We start from the raw sequence: 22465 nt of genomic DNA, 5'->3' as shown, positions 1-22465 counted from the left end.
TCAGCGCAACTCCAGGCCGGACGACGTCAGCGACAGGGCACGCAGGTCGACGTTCTGGCGGGCCATGACGTCCTGCGCCGAATCGGCGAGCGTGGCGAGGTACTGCGTGGCGTTCTGCGCCTGCGCCTGCTCGCGCACGCGGATCAGCGTGACGGTCTGGTACATCATCGCCTCGGCGATGCGCTGGCGCGTCGCCGCGTCGGGAGGGTTGGCGCCGCTCTCGGCCATCTGCTCCTGGATTTGCGCGACGACACCGTGGACCTGGTCGGTCGTCGGCAGCGGCGCGTCGTTCGCGGTCATCCACATGACCACGAGATGCGCCGACGTGATGTCGGCGAGATCGTCATCGCGCAGCCCGTAGGGCTTGATCGCGGTGTTGAAGAGGTCGCGCACGTCGTTGCGCGTGTAGTACGTATCGAGCTCGCGCGCGGTCTTCTCGTTGGTCGACTGCGCCATGCCACGGATGTAGTCGCTCTTGACCGCATCGGATACCGACGGGTCGTAGCTCACGCGGTACGCGTCGCGCGGGTAGACGGCTTCGCTGCCGACTGTCGCGACGGGAACGTCGCGTGTGGACGACGCACGCGCCTCGGCTCGCGCAAGGCGCTGCTCCGCACGTGCGGACGCTTTGGCCTTGCGCGCCTTGCCCGAGACCTTGTTGCGGTAGTCCTCGGTGAAGACGCTGCCGTAGAAGATCGACTGGCCGTAATTGGGGACGTCGAACATCATCGAATCGCCGCCGATGCTCTGCGCCGAAACGGCACCAGGGGCGAGTACGAACGATGCGACGACGAAGACGAATCCTGGAACGCGACGAGTCCTCAGCATGTTGACCTCCGGAGCCGTTTCCAAGCGATCGACCTCGATCACTGTAGTCGTTGCGTGATTCGAAAAACGTGAAAGAAAGGCGATTGCGACGCGTGGAACAAGGGTAAAAACGTGGCCTGCTTCAAAGAAAACGGGCCGCAAGCGGCCCGTCTTCCCATCCTGCATGCCGGATCAGTTCTTGCGAACCGCCGAGGACATGCCTTCACCGATCGACTTGATCGCGGTCGTCGCGGCGTTCATCAGGGTCGAGAACTGCTGCGAGATGGTCTGGAACTCGGCCATCGTGCTCGGATCTTCCTTGTCGATGTTGTCGACGGCGTCCTGCAGTTCGTCGGCGAGCGCGTCGAGCTGCTTGCCGAGCGCCTCGGCCATCGCACGGATCCAGCCGGCCGCGCCACCGGCGCCGCCCTTGCCAGCCGTCTTCGAGCACGCACCGTCGGCGCCGGCGTCTTCACGCTCGAGGCCCTGCTGCGCGATCGCCTTCGTGAACAGGTCGGTCACGGAGTCCTGCAGCTCCTTGACGTCACGCTGCAGCGAGGCGATGTCCGCCTGCGAACCGCCCGTGGCCTTGCCGAGCTGCTCGATGAACTCGTTGGCATCCTGGATCGCGCCGCCGACGTCGCCCATGCCCGCCTTGAAGCCGGCGCTGATGAGCTCCTTGAACGGCTGATCGATCGGCAGGTTGTTGATCGCCTGGTCGACGATGCCGGAGAGCAGCTGCCCCGCCATCTGGCCGATCATGGCGCCAATCGGGCCACCGAAGATGCCGCCGACGATCGAACCGATGCTGCTCAGAAAGTTGCCGCCGCCACCGATAGACATTTTCCACCTCCAAATGGTTGGGATCGTTTACCCGCTACAGCAGTGCGTGGAAAGATTTCCCTGCGCTGCCAGTGGAGCCATCTTGCTCCGCCGGATCGGCGTTGTGAGCCGGGACATACCCTAACTAGGGTTTACCCTGAACGGATCCCGCGCGCCGCGATCAGGGTTTGGCCGCATCGCCTGCGGAGACCGACTCGAAGGCTTTCGCGGCAGGCGCCTTGCCGTCGACGCAGCGCCCTTTCCAGCGCGCCATCGACCACGTCGGCGGTGCGTCGCCAGCGCACGAGGTGATCACGGTCGCTTCGACGAACCCGCCGAAGCGCTCGTCGCCGCAGGCATCCTCGAGGGCCGCATCGAAACGACGCCGCTCGTGCAAGGTACCGCCCTCGAGATCGACAGCGGCGAAGCTCGAGCTGCCCTGCCCCATGTTGTAGAAATCGACGCGCAGCACCAGCGTGTCGACCCTCGAGGGACCGCCCTTCACGACGGACTGGATCGTGCTGCCGAGCGAGGTGGGAAGTTTCGCGGCGAGGCGCTCGCCTTCGTAGACGGCAAGGATCGCCTCGGGTTGCCGCGGATCCGCCGCGACCGCCGGATCACGCTGCACGAGGTGGACGGTCTGCGCACGCCCCGGCTGGGTAAATGCGCCGGTCACGCCCTTGCCGACCCGCGCGCCATCGGCGGCTGCGCCGAGAACGTCGCGCACGATGCGATCACGCGTGGCCGCGGGAGCATCGTCGTAGGCCGAGAGCGAATCCTCGCGAAGATCGAGGATCGTCGCGGGCGAAGCGCACGTCGCAGCGAATCCGGATGTCGATGCGGCGAGGAATGCGAAAGGCAGGAACAGCACACGGCTCGGAATCGGCATGACGACCTCCATCGTGGGAATGCCGATTCTTCGCATCGTCGCCGCGCGTCGACAACCCGGCGCGCGACACGTGTTCAGCGGATAGTCGAGTGTCGTGCGTTCAGGTGAAGGCCTGCGCGGCGATCTCGAACGATCGCAGGCGTGCATCGTGGTCGTGGATGTTCGCCGTCAGCATGAGTTCGTCCAGACCGTGGCGATCGACGAACGCATGCAGGCCCTCGCGCACGCGCGCCGCGTCGCCGATCACGGCGCAGGCCAGTGCGTGCTCGACGCCGACCTTCTCGATCGGTGTCCAGAACGCCTCGATGTCGTCGATCGGCGGCGGCACGAGGCCGAGGCGGCCGCGGCGCAGGTTCACGAAGGCCTGCTGCTGCGTCGTGAACAGGCGACGCGCCTCGGCGTCGGTATCGGCCGCGACCACGTTGACCGCGAGCATCGCGTGCGGTGCCGCGAGACGTGCCGAGGGGCGGAAGTCGCGCCGGTAGAGCTGCAGCGCCTGGGTCATCGCGTCGGGCGCGAAATGCGATGCGAACGCGAAAGGCAGCCCGAGCATCGCGGCGAGGCGCGCACTGAACAGGCTCGATCCGAGCAGCCACACGGGCACATCGACACCGGCACCGGGTACCGCGCGCACCGGCTGGCCCGGACCCGCGGGCTCGAAGTAACGCAGCAGCTCCGCGACATCCTCGGGAAACGCTTCGGCACTGTCGTGGTAACGGCGCAAGGCCCTCGCGGTCGCCTGGTCCGTGCCGGGCGCACGCCCGAGGCCGAGATCGATGCGTCCCGGGTACAGGCTCGCGAGCGTGCCGAACTGCTCGGCGACCTGCAGCGGTGCATGGTTGGGCAGCATGATGCCGCCCGAGCCGACGCGGATCGTGCGCGTGGCGCCGGCCACGTGACCGATCAGCACGGCCGTTGCGGCGCTCGCGATACCCGGCATGTTGTGATGCTCGGCGAGCCAGTAGCGCGTGTAGCCGAGCGACTCGGCGTGCTGCGCGAGCGAGACCATGTTCGCGAAGGCGCGGGCAACATCGGAACCCTCGGCGACGGGCGCGAGGTCGAGGACGGAATAAGGGATCATGACAGGCTTCGATGGAACGTCGCGTCCCAGATGGGGACGCGTCGGCGGAACCCCAGAGCCGCGTCAGAAACGTAGCGACAGGCAGCTCAGGCCGCCGTCGAGCTTCGCGAACTCGGACATGTCGAGCACGAGCGGCAGAAGGCCGAGTTCGCGCAGCCTCGCCTCGGTGCGCGGATGTCCTGCGGCGAGCAGCACGCGATCGTTGACGCGCACGGCGTTCGCGGCGTACGCCTCGCTCGCATCGACCACGACCTTCTCGAAACCCTCGAAGGCCGCATGGCCGGCGAGTTCGGGAATCACGAGCAGGCGGCCGTCGCCGAGCCAGGACACGCCGCTCTTGAGGTGCAGGATCGAGCGCTGGCCGCGCACGTCGACGACGCGCGTCTCGAGCCCGAGCGCGCGAAGCCACGTCGCGAGCTGACGGGCGCCTTCGTCGTTGGTCCGGTCCGACACGCCGATGAACACGACATCGCCGGCCTCGCAGATGTCGCCCGCGTCGAGCGTGCCGGGCTCGCGTATCGCATCGGGCTCGAAACCGCGTGCGACGAGGGCCTCGTGCACGTCGGTCACCTCGCCGAGGCGCGACGGTGCGCCGGGGCGCGTCGTGATCGCGCGCCCGCGCGCGATCAGCGCCGTGTCCTCGACGAACGGCGCATCGGCGAGTTCGTCGGATGCCGGCATCCTCGTCAACGCGAGCCCGCATTCGAGCAGCGCATCGCAGTAACGCTGATGCTGCAGCAGCGCGAGTTCGAGGCTCGGCGTGCCGAGCGGTTCGCGCACGAGACCGCGTGCGAACGTCGAACCCGGCGGCCTCACGATCGCACGCGTGAAGCGCATCAGTCCGTACCGGTGCCGCGGATGATCGCGAGCGCGTCGGGTTCGCGGCCCGTACGCCAGCGCGAGACGACTTTCCACGTCGCCGTGTCGATGACGGCGACCACGTCACCACCGCTGACCGCCGCGTAGGCACGCTTGCCGTCGGGATCGACGCGTGCGCCGATCGGCAGCGCCGTCTCGCCGAGCATGCTCGGCTGATAGGTCACGCCGGGCTCGTCGAGCGCGATGCGTGCGATCGAGCGGCGTGCCGGGCGATCGAAGACCTCGAGCACGGCGGCTTTCGCGTTGGTCACGAGCGCGTGGCGGTCGTCGGGCGAGAACGCGATGCGGATCGGGAAGCCCTTGCTCGGCAAGGTCGCGACGATCTTCAGCGACGCCGCATCGACGATCGAGACGGTGTCGTCCTCGCGGTTGCTGACCCAGACCTCGCTGCCGTCGCGCGTGATCGCGATGCCTTCGGCGCCCTTGCCGGTGGCGACGTCGGCGGTCTTGGTCCCGGTATCGAGGTCGACCACGCTGAGCATGCCGGAGCCGACCTGCGTGACATAGGCTTTGCGCCCGTCGGGCGAGATCGCGACCATGTGCGGCTTGCCCTCGCCCACGTCGATGCGACGCAGCACCTTGCCGTCGACGATGTCGACTTCCGTGAGCTGTCCGCTGCCTTCCGTCGTCGCGACGAGGCGACGGCCGTCGGGAAGGAAGCGCATGCCGTGCGGACGCTTCGCATCGCCCAGATCGATCGTGCGCGCGACCTTGCGGGCCGGCCAGTCGATGACCGTGATCGTGTTGCCGGCGCTCTTGCCGTCACCGTAGTCGGAGACGACCGCGAAGCGACGGTCGGGCGAGACCTCGATCTCGTGCGGGCCGGTGCGTGTCGCGAACTCGGCGACCTTCTCGCCACTGGCCAGATCGAGCGCGTGCACCGACGCCGCACTCTTGTTGCCGACGAGCAGGACATCGGCCGCGAGTACCGCACCAGACAACACCGAACCGAGTGCGAGCGCGAGGGCGTTGCGCGCGATGGAGGGAAAGGTCATGACGATCTCCTCGAGGGGTACGCCACGACCTTAACCCATCCACCGCGCGAGCCACCGTGCCGTTCGGCCCGGACTGCTCGGCGTCAACGCTGCTTGCGCATGCCCTGATTGCCGCGCGCGTGCACGAGCGATGCGCCATACGTCGATTCCGGCGCATGCGCCGTGCCCGGGACACTCGGCACTGCCGCGTCGCTCGAGGGCAGACCGGCCGCCTGCGCATCGACGTCGTGGCGTCCCGTGAACGCGTTGGCGGCGGGATACGAAGGGCCTTCCGCATTGCGCTGCTTCTTCGCCTCGAGCACCTCGAGGAAATGCTCGCGCGCGACCTCGGGCGACACCACTGGAGGCTTCGCCGCCTTGCGCGGTCTGCGCGGACGTTCCAACTGCGGCGTCGGCACCGGCGTGCGACGCAGCGGCGTCACGCGCGCCGCTCCGGCTTCACGCTTCTGCACCGCCTTCTTCGCGGGAGACGCGCTTGCCGCAGCGCGGGCCTCGCGCGGCGCCGCGACGCGCGAGACGGGCTTCTTCGCCGGCGCGACCTTCTTCGCTGCCACCTTCTTCGCCGCGACCTTCTTCGCGCTGGCCACGACCTTCTTCACGGCAGCCTTCTTCGCGACAGACTTCTTCGGGACAGACTTCTTCGCGATCGTCTTCTTCGCGACGGACTTCCTCGCGATCGCCTTCTTCGTGACGGCCTTCCTTGCGACGGCGTTCTTCGCGGGAGCCTTCGACGAAGCGCGCTTCGTCGCTGCAGCCTTGCCCACTGCGCGCTTCTTGACGGCGACACCCTTGCCCGCCGACGCCGCGCGACGCGGAGTGGCCTTCTTCGCGGTTGCACGCGCCGGTGCCGTCTTGCGTGCGGCGCTCGATGCGCGCTTGGTGGCGCTCTTCCTGGTGGCGGCCTTGCGGGCCGAGACCTTCTTCACGGCGGTCTTCTTCGACGCGGTCTTCTTCGCGGATGCGGACTTGCGCGTTGCGGTCGGGCTCATGCGGATGACTCCTCACTGCGGACAAACCGGCAGGACGCCGGATGCCGCGTACGTAGCAGGCCTTACCTTTACCGACCGTTAGCGCGCTCGGGCGCGACGCGTCGCGATGCGCCGTTGCCTACGCCGGATTTGCGGAAAATTAAGGCCGGCTTGTCCACACTGCATCGGCTCCAACGCGCCACATCGCCCCCACGCCCGCGGAGGTTCCGATGTCCGTCGTTCGCCTGCATTGCACCCACTGTGGCACCGACTTCGTCGATGCACGACCCGAACTGCGCAGTGACGACATCGTCATGTGCCCTGCCTGCCACGTGGCCGCCGCACTCGACGCGTTCGATGGCGACGATCGCACGCCGAGCCTGCGCGACGGTCCCCTCGACCGTGGATGATCAGTCCGTCGCGGGCGGCGCGAGCGCGACGCGCCCGTCGAACACGAAGCACTCGCCTTCGTAGCCGTAGCCGCCGACCTGCGCGAAGTAGCCGAGGATGCCACCCTCGAGTTGCACGACATCGCCGATGCCGTGGTCGCCCATCCACAGTGCCGCCTTCTCGCAGCGGATGCCACCCGTGCAGAAGCTCACGACGGTCGCGTCGCGCAGTCCGTCCCGCAACGCGTCGATGGCCGTCGGAAGCTCGGTGAAACGGTCGATCGGCAAGGTCACCGCCCCCGCGAACGTACCGTGCGCCACCTCCTCGCGGTTGCGCGTGTCGAGAAGCACGACACGACGCCCGCCGTCGTCGCAGCCCTGCGCGATCCAGCGGGCGAGCGCGGCAGGCGTCACGCCGGGCGCGCGCCGGTGCAGCGGGCTGGTGTCGTCATCGCGGAACGTGATGATCTCGCGCTTGTGGCACACCTTGAGGCGCGCGTACGGCAGCGTCTCGGCGCCGGTCACGTGCACCGGAAGGCCGGCGAAGCGCACGTCATCGCGCAGTTCGCGCAGGAAAGCATCGACCGACGCGGGCGCACCGGCGAGGAACAGGTTCAGCCCTTCGCGGGCGACGAGGATCGTGCCGCGCAACGCGAGCGCATCGGCTCGCGCGTGCAGGATCCCGACGAGCGTGTCCGGATCGTCGATCTCGACGAACCGGTAGCCGGCAACATGCGTGAACATCGTCGAGGGGACGCCTGCCCCGCCGGGGCGGGACAGGCATGTTCCGATCAGGGATCGAAGCCGTCCGCGAACAGGTCGTCACCGATGCGCACCGGCGTGACCACCGTGTTGTTCGACGGTCGCGTATCGGTGAACTGCGTCGCCGACACGTTGCCCGTGGCCACGAGCGATGCGCCTGCACCCGATTCCACCGTCGTCGCAACCTGCAGCACCGTCGCGAACTCGCCCGACGCCAGGGCACCGCCCGTCAGGTCGCACGTGACCTCCTGCGCCACGGCCTGGCATGCCCACGCCGTGGCTCCCTGGACGACGCGCGACGAGGCGTACGCAAGGCCTTCCGGCAGGTCGAGCGTGAAGCGCACGCCCGAAGCATCGTCGGGACCGAAGTTGACGATGCTCGCCGTGAACGTGAGCGTGTCACCGACCGTGACCGTCGACGGCGACGCAGCGAGCGAAAGGCCAAGATCCGCGGTTCCGAGGATGGCCTGCTCCTGGCAGTTGTAGCAGACGAGCGCGAAATCCTGCGCCGGCGTACCGGGCGTGTAGGGATTCAGCGCATCGCCGGCGATGTTCGCGGCGGTGACGGTGAGCTGTACCGAGCCGCCATGCTGTGCCGGCGAGAGGAACACGCCCTCGAGATTGTTCTTGTCGTCAGCCGTGCCGCCGGTCGCGGACCAGCCGTCGGTACCGACCACGTTGCCGAGGAACGTCCCCGACGAGGTGGTGACGGCGAGGTCGAGGTTGTTGACCCACGCCGGCGTCGTGCCACCGAGGCCATGGCCCTTGGCATCGGTCCACGCGAGCATGACGCGGATGGGCCTGGACGGGTCGGCCGCCGTCAGCGAGCGCGTCCAGGCCTGGCCGGTCGTCGTGAACAGTTCGCTCTGGTCGATCGAGAACATCGGCTCGGCGGCATTGACGGTCGCGTCGAGATCGATGCGACCGTAGCCCTGGAAACGATCGGGGCGATGTCCCATCACGCGGTTGTCGGCGTCGCGGAAGCCCTCGAGATTCGTCGCGACCGCCGTGAACGCGGCCTTCACGAGCGCAGGACTCGGCGTGGCACCCGCGTGTTCCGCACGGTACTTCTCGATGAACACCGATGCCGCGCCGGTCACGACCGGGGAGGCCATCGATGTGCCGCACATGAAACCGTACGAGGTGTTGCTCGTGCCGGTGGCGCTGTCGGTGCTGCAGCCCGGAGCGACGATATCGGGACGGCGACGTCCGTCACAGGCGTTGCCGTGCGCCGAATTGCTCGAGATGTCGAAGATCGAGCTCAACTGGGCGCCCGAATTGTTCTGCATCTTCGTCGAGCCGACCGCGAACAGGTTCTTGGCTTCGTCCGGCGAGCCCAGCGCACTCGGGGCGCATGCGCCGCTGCCGTCGCCGTTGCCGTTCATGACCGACCAGACGTTGAGGATCTGCTGGTTGCCCGGCACGTCGGGATTCGCGTCGCGGGCGACGATGTCGACCTGCTGGGTCGGGATGTTGTAGCCCACCGGGCTTCCCCCCGGCCCCCACGAATTGTTCGTGAGCACCGCGCTGCTCAGCGAGGATTCCTTGTAGATCGTCAGCATGCCGTTCGTGATCATGCCGCCCGAGCCGCCGCCGAGGAACGCGTTGTAGCGCTGCTGCACGACCTTCGCGCCCGGTGCGATGCCCTGCCCGCGGATGAAGCCGTTCAGCAGTGCGGTCGGCGTGCCGATGCCGGCGATCGCGCTGGCGACGTGCGTGCCGTGACTGTCGTTGCTGGTGGTGCACGTCGTCGGCGTGCCGCCCGCGGACACGCAGGGGCTCATCTGGGATGCCAGATCCTGGTGGGTCGTGCGTACGCCGCCGTCGACGACGGCGGCGATGACGCCGGCTCCGTTGTAGCCGAGGGCCGCGAGCCAGGCCGGATAACCCGGAACGACCGTGTAGGCGGGGCCTGCACCATATCCGCCCACGATCGACTGTCCGTTCATCTCGCCACGCGGTCCGCCGTCGGTCGGGACGGCCTGCACGGTGTACACGCCGGGGATCGCGGCGATGTCCGCGTACGCACTGCCGGGCGCGTCGAACTCGACGACGACGAAGTGCGTGTCGAGCGGCGTCGCGCTCTTGAGCGTGCCGCCACGTGCAGCGAGATCGGCCTGCCAGACGGCCGCATCGGCATGCCGGCTCACGAGCGCCATGGTCTGCCGCACGGCCGGACCGAGCGCACGCTGGTCGGGATGCAGCCTGAACTCCGCGGCGAACGCGCCTGCCCAGCGCACGTGCGCGCCGGCCGACGCCGCTGCGCGCTGCGTGGCATCGCCCCACACGACGTAGGCATAAGGATGCACGTACTGGGCGACCTCGAGGCCTGCCCCGCGCAAGCCGTCCAGCCATTCGGGCTTGGCCGGGCCGTCGAACTGCACGATCTGCCAGTCATGACCGCCCGATGCATCGCGCGTCGATGCAGGTGCCGACTGGATCGGGTCGAAGCGCAGGCCACCGAGGTCGAGCACGAACGGATCGACGACGTCGGTCACCGCAAAACCCGCCGCACGCAGCGCGACGGCATCGACCGACGCGGCGGACACCCACTGGAAGCGACCGTAGTCGATCGCGCCGGCATCACGGCCCAGCGAACCTGCGAGTTGCGCACGCGTCGCTTCGACGCGCAGCCACGATCCTGCGGTGGCCTGCGACTGCGCGAACGCGCTGGCGACGACGACATGCGGTACATGGGCGAAGCCGGCCACACCGGCGATGGCTGCGGCGAGCGCAGCGACGGACATGCGATTCAAGGACATCTCTCCCCGAGCGATACGACGAACCGTCGATGGTAGACGTTTCACGGCGGGGTTGTCAGGCCAGACCGCGCGTACGCCACCGTATCGCCCCGGCGCGCTACCATCGCAGGCGTTCGCCACTGCCTCGCCGCCACATGCCGTCCAGCCATCCCCTCGCGCGCAGCGCCGTTCGCGCACGCAGACCCGCAAGCCAGGTACTCGGCATCGCCCTGGTCGCCGCTGCGCCGGTACTGCACGCGGCGGAAGCGGCCCTCGTCACCGAAGCCGCGCGGCCACCGCGCATGCACGATGTCGAGATCGTGGCGACCTACCCGCACGACCGCGGCGCGTTCACGCAGGGCCTGCTGTGGCGGGACGGCGCACTCTACGAGAGCACCGGCCTCAACGGCCGCTCCAGCGTGCGCAAGGTCGAGCTCGAGACCGGCAAGGTCCTGCGCCGGCACGACGTCGACGCACGCCATTTCGGCGAAGGCCTGACCGACTGGGGCGATCGCCTCATCCAGATCACGTGGCAGACCCAGACCGGTTTCGTGTACGACCTCGCCACGTTCAGGCAGGTGTCGACGTTCACCTATACGGGCGAGGGCTGGGGCCTGGCCCGCGACGACACCCGCATCATCATGAGCGACGGCAGCGACCAGCTGCGCTTCCTGGATCCGAAGACGCTCGCCGAAACGGGCCGCCTCGCGGTCACCTTCAACGGCAAGCCCGTGCGCGGCCTCAACGAGCTCGAGGTCGTCAAGGGCGAGATCTACGCCAATGTGTGGGGCGACAACCACATCGTCATGATCGACCCGAAGAGCGGTCGCGTGACGGGCCTCGCCGACCTCGGCCCGCTGGCGCAGCGCATCGACCGCTCGCAGCCCGTCGACGTGCTCAACGGCATCGCCTGGGACGCGAAGAACGATCGCCTGTTCGTGACGGGCAAGCTGTGGCCCAACCTGTTCGAGATCCGCCTCACCCCGCGCAAGCCATGATGATGCCACCGCGCCGCCTGCGCACGCGTACGGATCACCCCTGACCACGAGGTACGGAGATGCGTCCCGAACTGACCTGGCTCGCGTGGAGCATCGTGCTCGGCCTCGTGCATGTCGCGGCGACCGTCGCGGTCAAGACGCACGAGCGCGGCCTCGGCTGGAACGTCGGCGCACGCGACGGCACGCCACCGCCGCCGGGACGGCTCGCCGCACGCCTCGAACGTGCGCAGGCCAATTTCCTCGAGACGTTTCCGTTCTTCGCCGCGCTCGTGCTCGCGGTCGTCGCAGCCGATCGCGCCGACGCGACCACGACGCTCGCTGCGCAGGTCTACGTGTGGGCGCGCGTCGCCTACCTGCCGCTCTACGCGGCCGGCGTGCCGTACCTGCGCACGCTCGTGTTCGGCGTGTCGGTGTGGGGCCTGCTGCAGCTGCTGTATCCGCTGCTCTGAGGGCACGCCCGGTCGCCGTGGCGAGCCGGGCGTGCATCGTGCACCGGTGACTCAGCGCGTGCGCGTCGGGAACGGCGGTCGCTGCGGCTTGGCGACCGGATGCGTGCGCAATGCCTCCAAAGCAACCTCGATCGCACGATCGAGCTGCGGATCGCGGCCCTTCGCAACCTCGGCCGGCCACTGTTCGACCTCGATGTCGGGCGGCACGCCGACGTTCTCGACGGCGTAGCCGTCCTCGGTCCAGATCGCGAGGTTCGGTGCGGTGACGCTGCCGCCATCGATGAACGACGGAAAGCCGAGGATGCCGACGAGTCCGCCCCAGGTGCGCTTGCCGATCACCGGACCGAGCTTGAAGCGCTGGAACATCCACGGCAGCAGGTCGCCGCCCGAACCTGCGGTCTCGTCGGCGATCATGACTTTCGGGCCGAAGATCGCACCACGCGGACTGACGAGTTCCTCGCCGTAGCGCAGGGTCCAGTTCGCGATCGGCTGGCGGCGCAGGATGTCGATGTAGTAATCGGCGATGAGGCCGCCGCCGTTGTAGCGCTCGTCGAGGATGATGCCGTCGCGGTCGGACTGCGGATAGAACCAGCGCTTGAAACTCCGGTGGCCGTCCTCGGCGGTATTGGGCACATGCACGTAAGCGAGCCGGCCGTCGCTCTTCTGCGTCACGTAGCGCTGGTTGGCCTCGACCCAGTCGAGGTAGCGCAAGCCGGTCTCGTCCGCGACGGGCACGACGACGACGTCGCGCGAACCCGAACCGTCGGCCTTCGGCCCGATGGTGAGGCGGACCTGGCGGTCGGCCTTGTCCTCGAATGCCGCGTACACGCTGTCGGGCGCGCGCAACGGCACACCGTCGACGGCGAGCAGGTAGTCGCCGGCCTTGACCTCGACGCCCGGCGTGCGCAGCGGCGAGCGCAGGTCGGGATTCCAGTTGAGGCCGCCGAGCACCTTCGTGAAACGCCAGCGCCCGGCATCGACCGCGTAGTCGGCGCCGAGCAGGCCGACCTTGATCTCCTTCGGTGCGAACGGGTAGTCGCCCGGGCCGAGGTAGCTGTGGCCGACCGCGAGCTCGCTGAGCATCATGCGGATCACGCGGTCGAGATCGCTGCGCGTGGCGAGATGCGGCAGGAAGGCGCGGTACTTCTCGCGCATCTTCGGCCAGTCGGCGCCGTGATAGTTGGTCGCGTAGAAGTAGTCGCGGTTGATGCGCCACGCATCCTCGAGGATCTGCGCCCACTCGGCACGCGGCTCGACTGCAACCGACACCTTGTCGAGCGCGAGCTTGCCCTTGCCCTCGGGCAACTCGTCCTTGGCCTCGCCGGCGAACCAGTCGCGGCCGACGCGCCAGGCGATGCGCTTGCCGTCGGCCGAGAGCATGAAGTCCTCGACGTTCTTCGCGATCGTCTTCGCCTCGCGCTTCTCGAGCGTGAAGCGCTTGAGTTCGGAAGGCCCGCCGAACGCGTCGAACGACGTGCGTCCGGTCGTCTCGAGCCAGTAGATCTCGCCGGGGGCGCCGACGCGCAGGCCACGTCGCGTGCCCTCGCCGGCCGGCAGCGCGACGATGCGGTCGCCGATGCCGTCGACGTCGATGCGCACGGGCTTCGGCGCGGCGGGCTGCTTCTTGTCGTCCTTGCCTTCGTCCTTCTTGCCGTCGGCGGGCTTCGGGAACTCGGTCTCGTCGCTCTGCGGCGGCACGGGATTCGGGCCGTCGCGACGCAGCGTGATCGCGTACAGGCCGTGGCGCATGCCGTTGTCGATGCTGATCTGCGAGAACCAGTCCTTGAGCGGGCCGGCATCGGTCGACGCGAGCACATAGAGGAACTCGCCGTCGGGATCGAACACCGGCTGCATCATCTCGCTCAGGCCATCGGTGAGTGCGATCGACTTTCCGCTCTCGACCGACCACGCGTGGACGGTCTGGATCAGACCCGCGTTCTGCACCGTGTAGGCGAGCCAGCGCGAATCGGGCGACCAGTTCGCGCTCATGAGGTCGAGCGGCGAGTACACGGGTTCGGACGCGATCTTCGTCGAGCGTCCGCTCGCGAGGTCGATCACGTACAGCGACTGGCTGTTGTCCTGATAGGTGATGCGCTTGCCGTCCGGCGAGAACAGCGGCGTGTCGTAGTAGCCCGCGCCGTCGAGCGCGTAGCGGCGCGGCGCGCCCTTGCCGTCCTGGTCGGAGACGAGCAGCGCGTACTCGCCGCCGGCGTCGGAAAACCAGGCAATGCGGCGGCCGTCGCGCGACCATGCCGGCGAATGGTCGTTGGCGCCCGGCGAGCGCGTGAGCTGGCGCGGATCGCCCTTCTCCGCGGGCACGGTCACGATCTCGCCGCGGTAGTTGAACGCGATGCGCTTGAGGTCGGGCGCGCCGGCCGCTTCGCGCACCCATTTCATGTCGCTGGCCAGGCGCGGGCGCGTCTCGGCGAGGTCCGACACGGCCGAGATGCGCAGCGGCGTCACGTTGCCCGTGCGCGTGTCGAGCGTGTGCAGGCGGCCGCCATGCTCGAACACGATGGCGCCGTCGGCGTCGGCCACCGGTGCGGTGACCGGGAAGTCGGCGAGCGTCGTCAATGCGGTCGACCGGTTCGTCGCCGCGTCGTGGCGGTAGAGGTTGAACTCGCCGTCACGGTCAGAATTGAAGTACAGCGTCGAACCGATCCACATCGGATCGGTGTCGTTGCTGCCGGCGTCCGGCTTGGCGACTTCCTTGACCGCGAGCGTGGCCATGTCGAGCAGCCAGATGCGGCTCTGGGTGCCGCCGCGGTAGTTCTTCCACTGCCGGAACGCTTCCTCGTTCGGCGAGTACGCGAGGATGCGGCCGTCAGGCGACAGCGCCGCCTTGAAGCCCGAAGGCACCGGCAGGCGCTTCGGCACTCCGCCCGTCACGGGCACGGTGTAGAGCGAACTCAGGCGCCGCGTGTGGCGGGATTCGTCCGACTGGAACAGCACGTCGCCCGATGGCGTGAAGCCGCGGACGATGTCGTTGCCGGGATGCCAGGTCAGCCGTCGCGCCTCGCCGCCGTCGGCCGGCATGACGTAGACATCGAGGTTGTCGCCGTAGTCGGCCGTGAACGCGAGCCAGCGGCCATCCGGCGAGAAACGCGCGTTCGACTCCTGACCCGCGGCCTGGGTCAGTCGCCTCGCGACACCGCCCGCGCGCGGTGCGAGCCAGAGGTCGTTGTCGTAGGTGAAGGCGAGCCGGTCACCGTGCACGGCCGGCCACGCGAGCATGCGCGTGTCCTGCCGATCGATCGCGTGCGCGCCCGAACTCGCGACGGCCGCGACGATCGCGAGCCTCGTCAGCATCCCCATGCGTATCCCTCCCGGTGATCGTGTGGACAAGGTGCTTCGCGTGCGGTCGCGCTGCATGTGCCATGCGTCGGGGGACGCGTGGCAAGACCGCTCAGAGGTATCCCAGCCAGGCATCGCGACGCCGTCGCTTGACGTCGGCGAACCAGAACGCGAGCGGTGCGAGCAGCGCCAGCACGACGAACGTGGCGAGGTACGTCACGCCCAGCTCGTAGCCCCAGCCTGCGGCGACCGCGCGCGACGGATCGACGAGCAGGTTCACGAGCACCGACGGCGGCGTGCCCGTCGCCCAGGCGACGAGCACCGCGAGGCCGTGCGCGACGTAAATGTGCAGCAGATACGTGAACAGCGGCGTGCGGCCGAACGCGAGCAGCACGCGCAGCAAGGGACCGCGCAGGTGCTCGAGCGCGACGAGCAGAAGCATTGCCACGCCCAGCGTGAGCAGCACGTAGAGCAGCGATGGCGGGTACTTCGAGACGTCGATGAAGGCCAGCGCGGAGCCAACCACGTCGGCTCGCGGCACCCACGGCGACGGATCGCCGAATGCCGTGGTCGCACGCAGGACGGCGAACGACGCGAGCGCGGCCGCCGCCAACACGAGCAGCGCACGCCGCCGAGCGGCAGGCGAGTGCAGGAACACCCCTCCCAGTCCGTAGCCGAGGCAGAGGATGCCGAACCAGGTCAGCGCCGGATACGCAATCAGGCCGGGCGTGCCGGGGATGCCGCCCGGACGCATGAGCAGCGACCAAGCGAACCGCGCCCACGTCGGCATATCGGCCGGCGGCGCGGGCACGAGCCCCTGCAACGCGACGATCGCGAGGCCGAGCCCCAGCACGACGCGTACCGGGACGTGCACGAGCACGGCCATCGCGAGCATGCCGATGCCGATTGCCCAGATCACCTGCAGCATCACGAACGGCATCGCGAAGTTGAAGCCGAACGAGATCACCGTGAGTTCGAGGGCGATCAGCCACAGCCCTCGCGTGGCAAGGTGACGTGACAGCCCCGGCCGCACTGCCGCGCGCTGCAGATGGATCGACACACCGGCGAGGAACACGAACGTCGGCGCGCACAGGTGGGTGATCCAGCGCGTCAGGAACAACGCCGGCGTGGTCTTGTCGAGGTCGGTCGGATCGAAACGGAACGCGTCGGCATGAAAGAAGTCGCGCACATGGTCGAGCACCATGAGCACGATCACGAGTCCGCGCAGTGCGTCGATCGCGTCGAGGCGCGGTGAACCGGCTCGCGTGCGACCCTCGGCGGGCGTGGCGTCGGTCGGCGTCGGCATGCGCGGATCCGGGTCGGGGCGGCCCGCGCAGCATGCCATTCCGGCGCGATGCGCGCACCGTGCGGGGCGCGACGCCGTGTCCGGCGAGGGCGCTTCCCGCGCGCGCCCCGGCGATGCAAGAATCAGCCACCTCCCCTGCGATCACCGCCCATGGCCTCCAGCCTGTTCGTCCTGCTCGACGACATCGCCACCGTGCTCGACGACGTGTCGGTCATGACCAAGGTCGCCGCGCGCAAGACCGCAGGCGTGCTCGGCGACGATCTCGCGCTGAATGCCCAGCAGGTCTCCGGCGTGCGCGCGGAGCGCGAGATCCCTGTGGTCTGGGCGGTCGCCAAGGGATCACTGCTCAACAAGCTCATCCTCGTTCCCGCCGCCCTCCTGATCAGTGCGTTCGCGCCGTGGGCGGTGATCCCGCTGCTGATGATCGGCGGCGCGTTCCTCTGCTACGAAGGCGTCGAGAAGCTCGTCCATTCCCTGTTCCACCGCGGCGGCGACGACGGACACCTGCAGGCGGTCGCGGACGAGAACGTCGACCTCGTCGCCGTCGAGAAGGAGAAGATCAAGGGCGCGATACGCACCGACTTCATCCTTTCGGCCGAGATCATCGTGATCACGCTCGGTACGGTCGCCGAAGCCGAGTTCATGCTGCGCGTGGCCACGCTGGTCGCGATCGCGCTGCTCATGACGATCGGCGTGTACGGACTCGTCGCCGGCATCGTCAAGCTCGACGACGCCGGGCTGTGGCTGAGCCGACGCGAGGGGGAAGGCGCCGGCACGAAAGCGGCGCGCGCGTTCGGCCGCGGCATCCTCTACACCGCTCCCTGGCTCATGAAGACGCTGTCGGTCGTCGGTACCGCGGCGATGTTCCTCGTCGGCGGCGGCATCCTCACCCACAACGTGGCCGCCCTGCACCATGCCATCGTCGGCATCGTGCCCGCCGGCTTGCTCGGCACGCTCGCCTCGATGGGCATCGACGCGGTGCTCGGCATCCTCGCGGGACTCGTCGTGCTCGCGGTCGTTGCGGGATTCAAGCGCCTGCGCGGCACGCCGGCAGCCGCACACTGACCGACGCGGCGCTCAGCGTGATGCCTGGGCGCCGGCCGCCGCACGCATGACGCCACGCGGTGCGTCGGCATCGACGATGCCCGGGACGAGACTGACCTCGACCCCCGCGCCCGCGTCGCGCACCGCCGACGGGTCGATGCGGGCTTCCGTGGCATCCAGGTAACGCACCTCAAGGACGCGTGGCGACGTCCAGGCGAGGTTGACCCCGAATGCGGCGGCACCCCGGCGTGCGCCCACGAGCCGCGCGACCGGATCACCCGACACCGCGCCGCCAGTCCTCACGACGTGGACGTTGTACGCCGTGTCGTCACCGTCCCGCGACGCGGATTCGGTGAGCACGGCATCGAGCGTGCCGTCGACGGTCGGCGAGCGCGCCACTTCGACGAGACGCATGCGCTCGCCGCACCCGGCGAGGGCGAACAACATCGCGATCATCACGACAGGGCGCAGAAGGTTCATGCCTCCATTGTCGAAACACCCTGCTGAATCGGTCCGCACCCCTGCCCGCGACGTTCAGCCGCCCTTTCACGAGTGCAGCGGGGCCGCTACGCTGGACGGCCATGACCCGCCGCCTGTACCTCTTCGGTGACTGCAGCCTCGATGTCGCCGCACGCGAGCTGCGTCGTGGCGGGCAGCGCATCGATCTCTCGCCCACCCTTTTCGATGCCATCGCCTACCTCGTCGAGCATCGCGCGCGCGCGGTCGGTCGCGACGAGCTCGTCGCGGCCGTATGGGGAAAGACCGCCGTCAGCGACACCGTCGTCGGCAAGGCGATCCTCGGAGCCAGGCGTGCGATCGGCGATACCGCCGAGGCGCAGGCCTTCCTGCGCACGGTGCCGCGGTTCGGCTATCACTGGGTCGCGGACACGCGGGTCGTCGAAGACGACGACACGACCGGCCCGACCGAGGCCACGCCCGGCGCAGCACCGTCCCGGCGTGCCGAACCGGCGTCGACGATCCCGCCGACAATACCGTCCCCGGCATCGGGTTCGGTGCATCGCGTGCGTGCCGTGATCGCCGCGTTGCTCGTGATGCTGCTCATCTCGGGCCTGGCCTACACCGCATGGCTGTCACGCGCACCGTCTGCACGGGAGGCCGCCGAACCGACCGGATTCGACGACACCGGCAGCGCGGCCGTCGCCGTGCTGCCCGTCGACGTGCTCGCCGAACCCTCCGATGCCTGGCTGCGCCTGGGTCTCATGGATCTCGTGGCGACGCGCCTGCGCGAAGCCGGTCTCGTCGTCGTATCGAGCGACACCGTGGTACGCCTCGTGGCCGATGCGAAGGATGGCGAAGCCGCGCGCAGCACGCTGCAACACGCCCTCGCGCCACGCGAAACCGTCGCCCTCGCGGCCCGTCGCAGCGCCTCCGGCTGGGTCGTCCGCGTCGCCCTCGTCGATGCGGACGGACGCCGGCGCGAGACCCAGGCCGAGGCCGACGACGCGCTCGCGGCGGCAAGGACGGCCTCGGACCAGGTCCTCGCCCTGCTCGGGCGCGGCGCCGCCATGCCGGTCACCGCCGGCGCCGCCGGTCTCGAGGAACTGCTGCGCCGTACCGACGCGGCGCGCCTCTCGGAAAACCTGGAACTCGCTCGATCCATCATCGACGAAGCCCCGCCGGTGCTGCGCGCGCTGCCCGAAGTGCGCATGCGTGCGATCCGCATCGACCTGCGCAAGGGCGAGTTCTCCAGGGCAAGGGAGGCCACCGAGGCGTTGCTGCGCGACGTCACCGCGGAAGCCGACCCGGTCACCCATGCGCGCCTGCTCGAGAACCTCTGCGTGGCGCGCATGCGTCTGGGCGACCTCGAGGACGCCGTCGGCCTCTGTTCGCGCTCGATCGACCTGCTCGATTCACGCGACCAGCCCGAGGCGCTCGGCCGTGCCTACAACAACCGCGGCGTCGCCTACACGCACCTGCAACGCTACGAAGAGGCCATGGCCGATTTCGCGCGCTCGCGCGTGGCGATCCGCCTGGCGGGCGATCCACTTCTCATGGCGCAGATCGACGGCAACGAGAGTGCGGTCGAGATGGCACGCGGCCGTCCTGCGGAAGCGCTGCAGCCGCTCGAACGCATCGCTGCCCGTTTCGGTCGCTTCGGCATGATCAACGAGCAGGCGACCACGGTGTTCAACCAGATCGATGCCCGCATGATGCTGGTCGAACCCCAGGCCGCCCTGGCCGCGAGCGACGCGGGTTGGACGCTGCGCGATCGCATCACCGAGCCGTTCCTCAGGCAGATGCTCGCGCTGCAACGCGCCGACGTGCTGCATGCCAACGGACGGCTCGCCGAAGCGCGCGTGCTGCTCGACGAGCTCGTCGCGGAGGCCTTGCCGGTGCCGCGCGCACTGGCGCGTGCGGCGCTGGCGCGCCTCGACCTGGCCGGCGACCAGCCGCGCCTGGCCATCGTGCTCACCGGCCAGGCCATGGCCGAGCCGGCGCTGGATCGCGAGGAACGCGCGCGTGCGCGCGCATGGCTCACGCTGACGCGCGCCTTGCGCCGGGACGACCGGCGGGACGACGCGGCTCGCGAAGTCCACGCCCTCGCGACGTGGGCCGACACCCGCAGTGCCGACATCATCCTGCTGCAGGCACGCCTGGCCGAGGCCGAGCAGGCTGCCGCGGACCACGACGAAGCCTCGTTCCGGCGGGCCTGCGACGCCGCGTTGGCGACAGCCACCCGACGTGGGACCGCGGACGGGGTGCGCGACGCAGCAGAGTCCTGCGGTGGCCTTCTGATCGCGCACGGTGACCTGGCCGGCGCAGCCGTGGTCGTCGGCAGGGTCGCGCCCTTCGCGGACCGCGACTTCACGAGCGCTGTCTTGGAAGCCCGCCTCTCGCATGCGCTCGGACACGTCGAAGCCTGGCGCAGCGCCCTCGCGAGGGTGCGCCAGCTCGCCGGCGAGCGCCGCATCCCGGAAGGACTGGAGCAGAGTCCGATGACACCGGCACGCATCGGAAACGGCGCCGCGTCGCCGTTCGCATCGATCCGGAACGATTCCGGAACAGGTCGGGAACAGCTCCGGCATGGCGCAGGCGGCGCCGACTGACACGCTTGCGGCGAGCCCGCTGGTCCGATCGAGGACCGGCCCCCGCCACCCCCGTCCGGAGTCCACGATGAATCCCGCGTACCGCCGTTCCGTTCCCCGCCGCCCGCTCGCCCTCGATCCCCTGGCGGTCTGTCTCGCGGTCGCGCTCTCGGCTCCAGCCGCGGCCGGTGCCGCCTCGGCTTCGGGCGACTCCTCACGTCCCGCCGGAGTCGTCGCCGTCACCACGTGCGCCGACGCCGGCCCAGGCAGCCTGCGCGACGCGCTCGCGACCGCCACCTCGGGCGGTGTGATCGATGCGACCGGACTGACCTGCGGCACGATCACGCTCGCCAGTGCGTTGTCGGCCGGCAACGGCAACCTGACGATCGAAGGACCCGGCGCCACCACGCTCTCGATCAGCGGTGCCGACGCCCACCGCGTGCTGGTGCACGCCGGTGGCGGCACGCTCACGCTGCGCGGCCTGACCCTGGCCCACGGGCGTGCCGACGGCAACGGTGGCTGCCTGCAGGCGAACGGCGAGCTCGTCCTCGACGGCGTCACCATCGCCGACTGCGTGGCCGGCGCGGCTGCGGTCGAGAACACGCAAGGCGGCGGCGCGGTCGTCGCCGGCCACGCCGTGCTCACCGCGACCACGTTCCGCGGCAATCGTGCGGACGGCAACCTGCTCGTCCGTGGCGGCGCGATCGCGACCGGCGGCAACCTCACCGCGACCGGCTCGACGTTCACCGGCAACACCGCCCACAGCCATTCGATCGGCGGCGGCACGATCATGAACAACATCGCCGAGGGCGGCGGCATCCGCGCGCTCGGCGAGGCCCGCCTGGTCGACAGCACGGTCAGCGGCAACACCGCGCATTCGGACACCTACGAGGTGTTCGGTGGCGGCATCGCGGTCGGCGTGCGCGGCTCGACCGGCAGTACGACCACGTTCTCGATGCAGGGCGGCGCACTCCGCGACAACGTCGCCTCGAGCGACTGCCCGGTGTGCGCCCCGCAGGGCGGTGGCGCCTGGTTGCGCGCGCATGCAACGGTGCGCAACGTCGACGTGCTCGACAACACGGTCGGCTCGAGCAGCCACTACGGCGGTGGCGGCGGCCTGCGTTTCACCGGTGGTGGCAGCGTCGAGATCCTCGACAGCACGATCAGCGGCAATGCGGCGGCCGCCGCCGGCGGCGGCGTGTTCGGGCCGACGTCGGGCATCCTGCACATCGAACGCACGACGATCTCGGGCAACTCGGCCGGCAACGAAGGCGGCACCGATGAGGGCGGCGGCGGCATCCTGATCTCGGGCGGTACGCTCGAACTCGTCGCGAGCAGCGTCACCGGCAACACCGCCGGTTCGGACGGTGGCGGCGTCGCGGTCCGCTACGGCGAGTACGCGCCGCAGGATTCCCTGATCATCAACAGCACGATCTCGGGCAACACCGGCGACGAAGGCGGCGGCATGCTGCTCGACGGCGGTCGCTTCCGCTTCAGCAACAGCACGATCGCGTTCAACCAGGGCGGCTTCCGCGGCGGCGGCCTCAGTGGTACATCGGCCACCTACCTGATCGACCTGCAGAGCACGCTGGTCGCGGGCAACACGCTCAACGGCAACGCGGCGAACGTGTGGGCCTTCCCGAAGTCGATCGCGGGTGCCAACAACCTCGTGCACGGCGGCGTCGGCCCCGCGCCGATGCCGTCCGGCACGATCACCTCCGATCCCCTGCTGCAGCCGCTCGCCGACAACGGCGGCCCGACACACACGCATGCGCTCGGCGAAGGCAGCCCCGCGATCGACGCCGGCAACAACGCGATCGGTCTCGTGTTCGACCAGCGCGGCGCGAACTGGATGCGCGAGCACGGCGCGGCGGCCGACATCGGCGCGTTCGAGACTCAACCGGTGCCCGACGTGATCTTCGCCGACGGCTTCGAGGACTGAACGACCGTCATGGCGGGCGCTTGTCGCGCCTGCCGCAACAGTGTGTCGCCGC

At 69.3% G+C, this 22465-nt stretch carries 18 protein-coding genes and 1 pseudogene; 6 read left to right on the top strand and 13 right to left on the bottom strand.

Going from position 1 to position 22465, the window contains the following annotated elements; translation table 11 throughout:
• From ACQQ2N_RS16655 to ACQQ2N_RS16620, 8 genes and pseudogenes are all read right to left on the bottom strand, one after another.
• Entirely contained in the window at window positions 1-993 is a 993-nt protein-coding gene (locus ACQQ2N_RS16655) for a hypothetical protein (RefSeq protein ID WP_440222691.1), read from the bottom strand.
• A gap of 6 nt (window positions 994-999) precedes the next feature.
• A complete protein-coding gene (locus tag ACQQ2N_RS16650; protein WP_440222690.1) occupies window positions 1000-1650 on the bottom strand; it encodes an EscF/YscF/HrpA family type III secretion system needle major subunit in 651 nt (216 codons plus the stop codon).
• A 160-nt stretch (window positions 1651-1810) separates the two neighbouring features.
• Window positions 1811-2518: a hypothetical protein gene (locus ACQQ2N_RS16645; protein WP_440222689.1), complete on the bottom strand. Its 708-nt coding sequence runs from the start codon at window positions 2516-2518 to the stop codon at window positions 1811-1813.
• Window positions 2519-2618: 100 nt separating this feature from the next.
• Window positions 2619-3599 carry an LLM class flavin-dependent oxidoreductase gene (locus tag ACQQ2N_RS16640; protein ID WP_440222688.1) on the bottom strand — a complete coding sequence of 327 codons (981 nt, stop codon included), beginning with the start codon at window positions 3597-3599 and terminating at the stop codon, window positions 2619-2621.
• A 63-nt stretch (window positions 3600-3662) separates the two neighbouring features.
• Window positions 3663-4436, bottom strand: coding sequence for a dimethylarginine dimethylaminohydrolase family protein (locus tag ACQQ2N_RS16635; protein ID WP_440222687.1), 774 nt, complete (start codon window positions 4434-4436; stop codon window positions 3663-3665).
• Entirely contained in the window at window positions 4436-5473 is a 1038-nt protein-coding gene (locus ACQQ2N_RS16630; protein WP_440222686.1) for a YncE family protein, read from the bottom strand. Before ACQQ2N_RS16630 ends, ACQQ2N_RS16635 begins: the two co-directional genes overlap by 1 nt.
• A gap of 83 nt (window positions 5474-5556) precedes the next feature.
• Complete coding sequence (locus ACQQ2N_RS16625; protein WP_440225822.1) at window positions 5557-5811, bottom strand: hypothetical protein; 255 nt, start codon at window positions 5809-5811, stop codon at window positions 5557-5559.
• Between the two features lie 303 nt (window positions 5812-6114).
• A pseudogene (locus ACQQ2N_RS16620) lies at window positions 6115-6462 on the bottom strand (histone H1-like repetitive region-containing protein); the annotation flags it as partial.
• A 209-nt stretch (window positions 6463-6671) separates the two neighbouring features.
• Here ACQQ2N_RS16620 and ACQQ2N_RS16615 point away from each other — a divergent pair.
• Window positions 6672-6851, top strand: a complete 180-nt coding sequence (locus tag ACQQ2N_RS16615; protein ID WP_440222685.1) for a hypothetical protein — start codon at window positions 6672-6674, stop codon at window positions 6849-6851.
• On the opposite strand, the gene trhO is transcribed toward ACQQ2N_RS16615, so the two are convergent.
• Together trhO and ACQQ2N_RS16605 are read right to left on the bottom strand one after the other, a co-directional pair.
• On the bottom strand, window positions 6852-7574 hold the full coding sequence (gene trhO, locus ACQQ2N_RS16610) for an oxygen-dependent tRNA uridine(34) hydroxylase TrhO (protein ID WP_440222684.1): 723 nt from the start codon (window positions 7572-7574) through the stop codon (window positions 6852-6854).
• Window positions 7575-7621: 47 nt separating this feature from the next.
• Window positions 7622-10339: a S8 family serine peptidase gene (locus tag ACQQ2N_RS16605; RefSeq protein WP_440225789.1), complete on the bottom strand. Its 2718-nt coding sequence runs from the start codon at window positions 10337-10339 to the stop codon at window positions 7622-7624.
• A 149-nt stretch (window positions 10340-10488) separates the two neighbouring features.
• Here ACQQ2N_RS16605 and ACQQ2N_RS16600 point away from each other — a divergent pair, with 149 nt between their 5' ends.
• A complete protein-coding gene (locus ACQQ2N_RS16600) occupies window positions 10489-11331 on the top strand; it encodes a glutaminyl-peptide cyclotransferase (protein WP_440222683.1) in 843 nt (280 codons plus the stop codon).
• Window positions 11332-11390: 59 nt separating this feature from the next.
• Entirely contained in the window at window positions 11391-11780 is a 390-nt protein-coding gene (locus ACQQ2N_RS16595; protein WP_440222682.1) for an MAPEG family protein, read from the top strand.
• A gap of 51 nt (window positions 11781-11831) precedes the next feature.
• Here ACQQ2N_RS16595 and ACQQ2N_RS16590 read toward each other — a convergent pair whose 3' ends face one another.
• Both ACQQ2N_RS16590 and ACQQ2N_RS16585 read right to left on the bottom strand, forming a co-directional pair.
• Window positions 11832-15095, bottom strand: coding sequence for a S41 family peptidase (locus ACQQ2N_RS16590; RefSeq protein ID WP_440222681.1), 3264 nt, complete (start codon window positions 15093-15095; stop codon window positions 11832-11834).
• Window positions 15096-15186: 91 nt separating this feature from the next.
• Window positions 15187-16380: a DUF1624 domain-containing protein gene (locus tag ACQQ2N_RS16585; RefSeq protein WP_440222680.1), complete on the bottom strand. Its 1194-nt coding sequence runs from the start codon at window positions 16378-16380 to the stop codon at window positions 15187-15189.
• Between the two features lie 150 nt (window positions 16381-16530).
• Between ACQQ2N_RS16585 and ACQQ2N_RS16580 the strand changes: the two genes are divergently transcribed.
• A complete protein-coding gene (locus ACQQ2N_RS16580) occupies window positions 16531-17445 on the top strand; it encodes a DUF808 domain-containing protein (protein ID WP_440222679.1) in 915 nt (304 codons plus the stop codon).
• A gap of 12 nt (window positions 17446-17457) precedes the next feature.
• Here the strand turns inward: ACQQ2N_RS16580 and ACQQ2N_RS16575 are convergent, their stop codons facing one another.
• Window positions 17458-17904 (bottom strand): hypothetical protein, encoded by a 447-nt coding sequence (locus ACQQ2N_RS16575; protein WP_440222678.1) that lies wholly within the window; start codon window positions 17902-17904, stop codon window positions 17458-17460.
• A 101-nt stretch (window positions 17905-18005) separates the two neighbouring features.
• On the opposite strand from ACQQ2N_RS16575, the gene ACQQ2N_RS16570 reads away from it, so the two are divergent.
• Together ACQQ2N_RS16570 and ACQQ2N_RS16565 are read left to right on the top strand one after the other, a co-directional pair.
• Window positions 18006-20492 carry a winged helix-turn-helix domain-containing protein gene (locus tag ACQQ2N_RS16570; protein WP_440222677.1) on the top strand — a complete coding sequence of 829 codons (2487 nt, stop codon included), beginning with the start codon at window positions 18006-18008 and terminating at the stop codon, window positions 20490-20492.
• A gap of 67 nt (window positions 20493-20559) precedes the next feature.
• Complete coding sequence (locus tag ACQQ2N_RS16565) at window positions 20560-22413, top strand: choice-of-anchor Q domain-containing protein (RefSeq protein ID WP_440222676.1); 1854 nt, start codon at window positions 20560-20562, stop codon at window positions 22411-22413.
• Window positions 22414-22465: the final 52 nt, after the last annotated feature.

Origin of the sequence: Dokdonella aquatica, assembly GCF_051987395.1 — a bacterium.
In the GTDB taxonomy this organism is placed as follows: domain Bacteria; phylum Pseudomonadota; class Gammaproteobacteria; order Xanthomonadales; family Rhodanobacteraceae; genus Dokdonella.
Note: the sequence above shows the minus strand (reverse complement) of the source record. Positions and strands in the feature narration are given on the sequence as shown.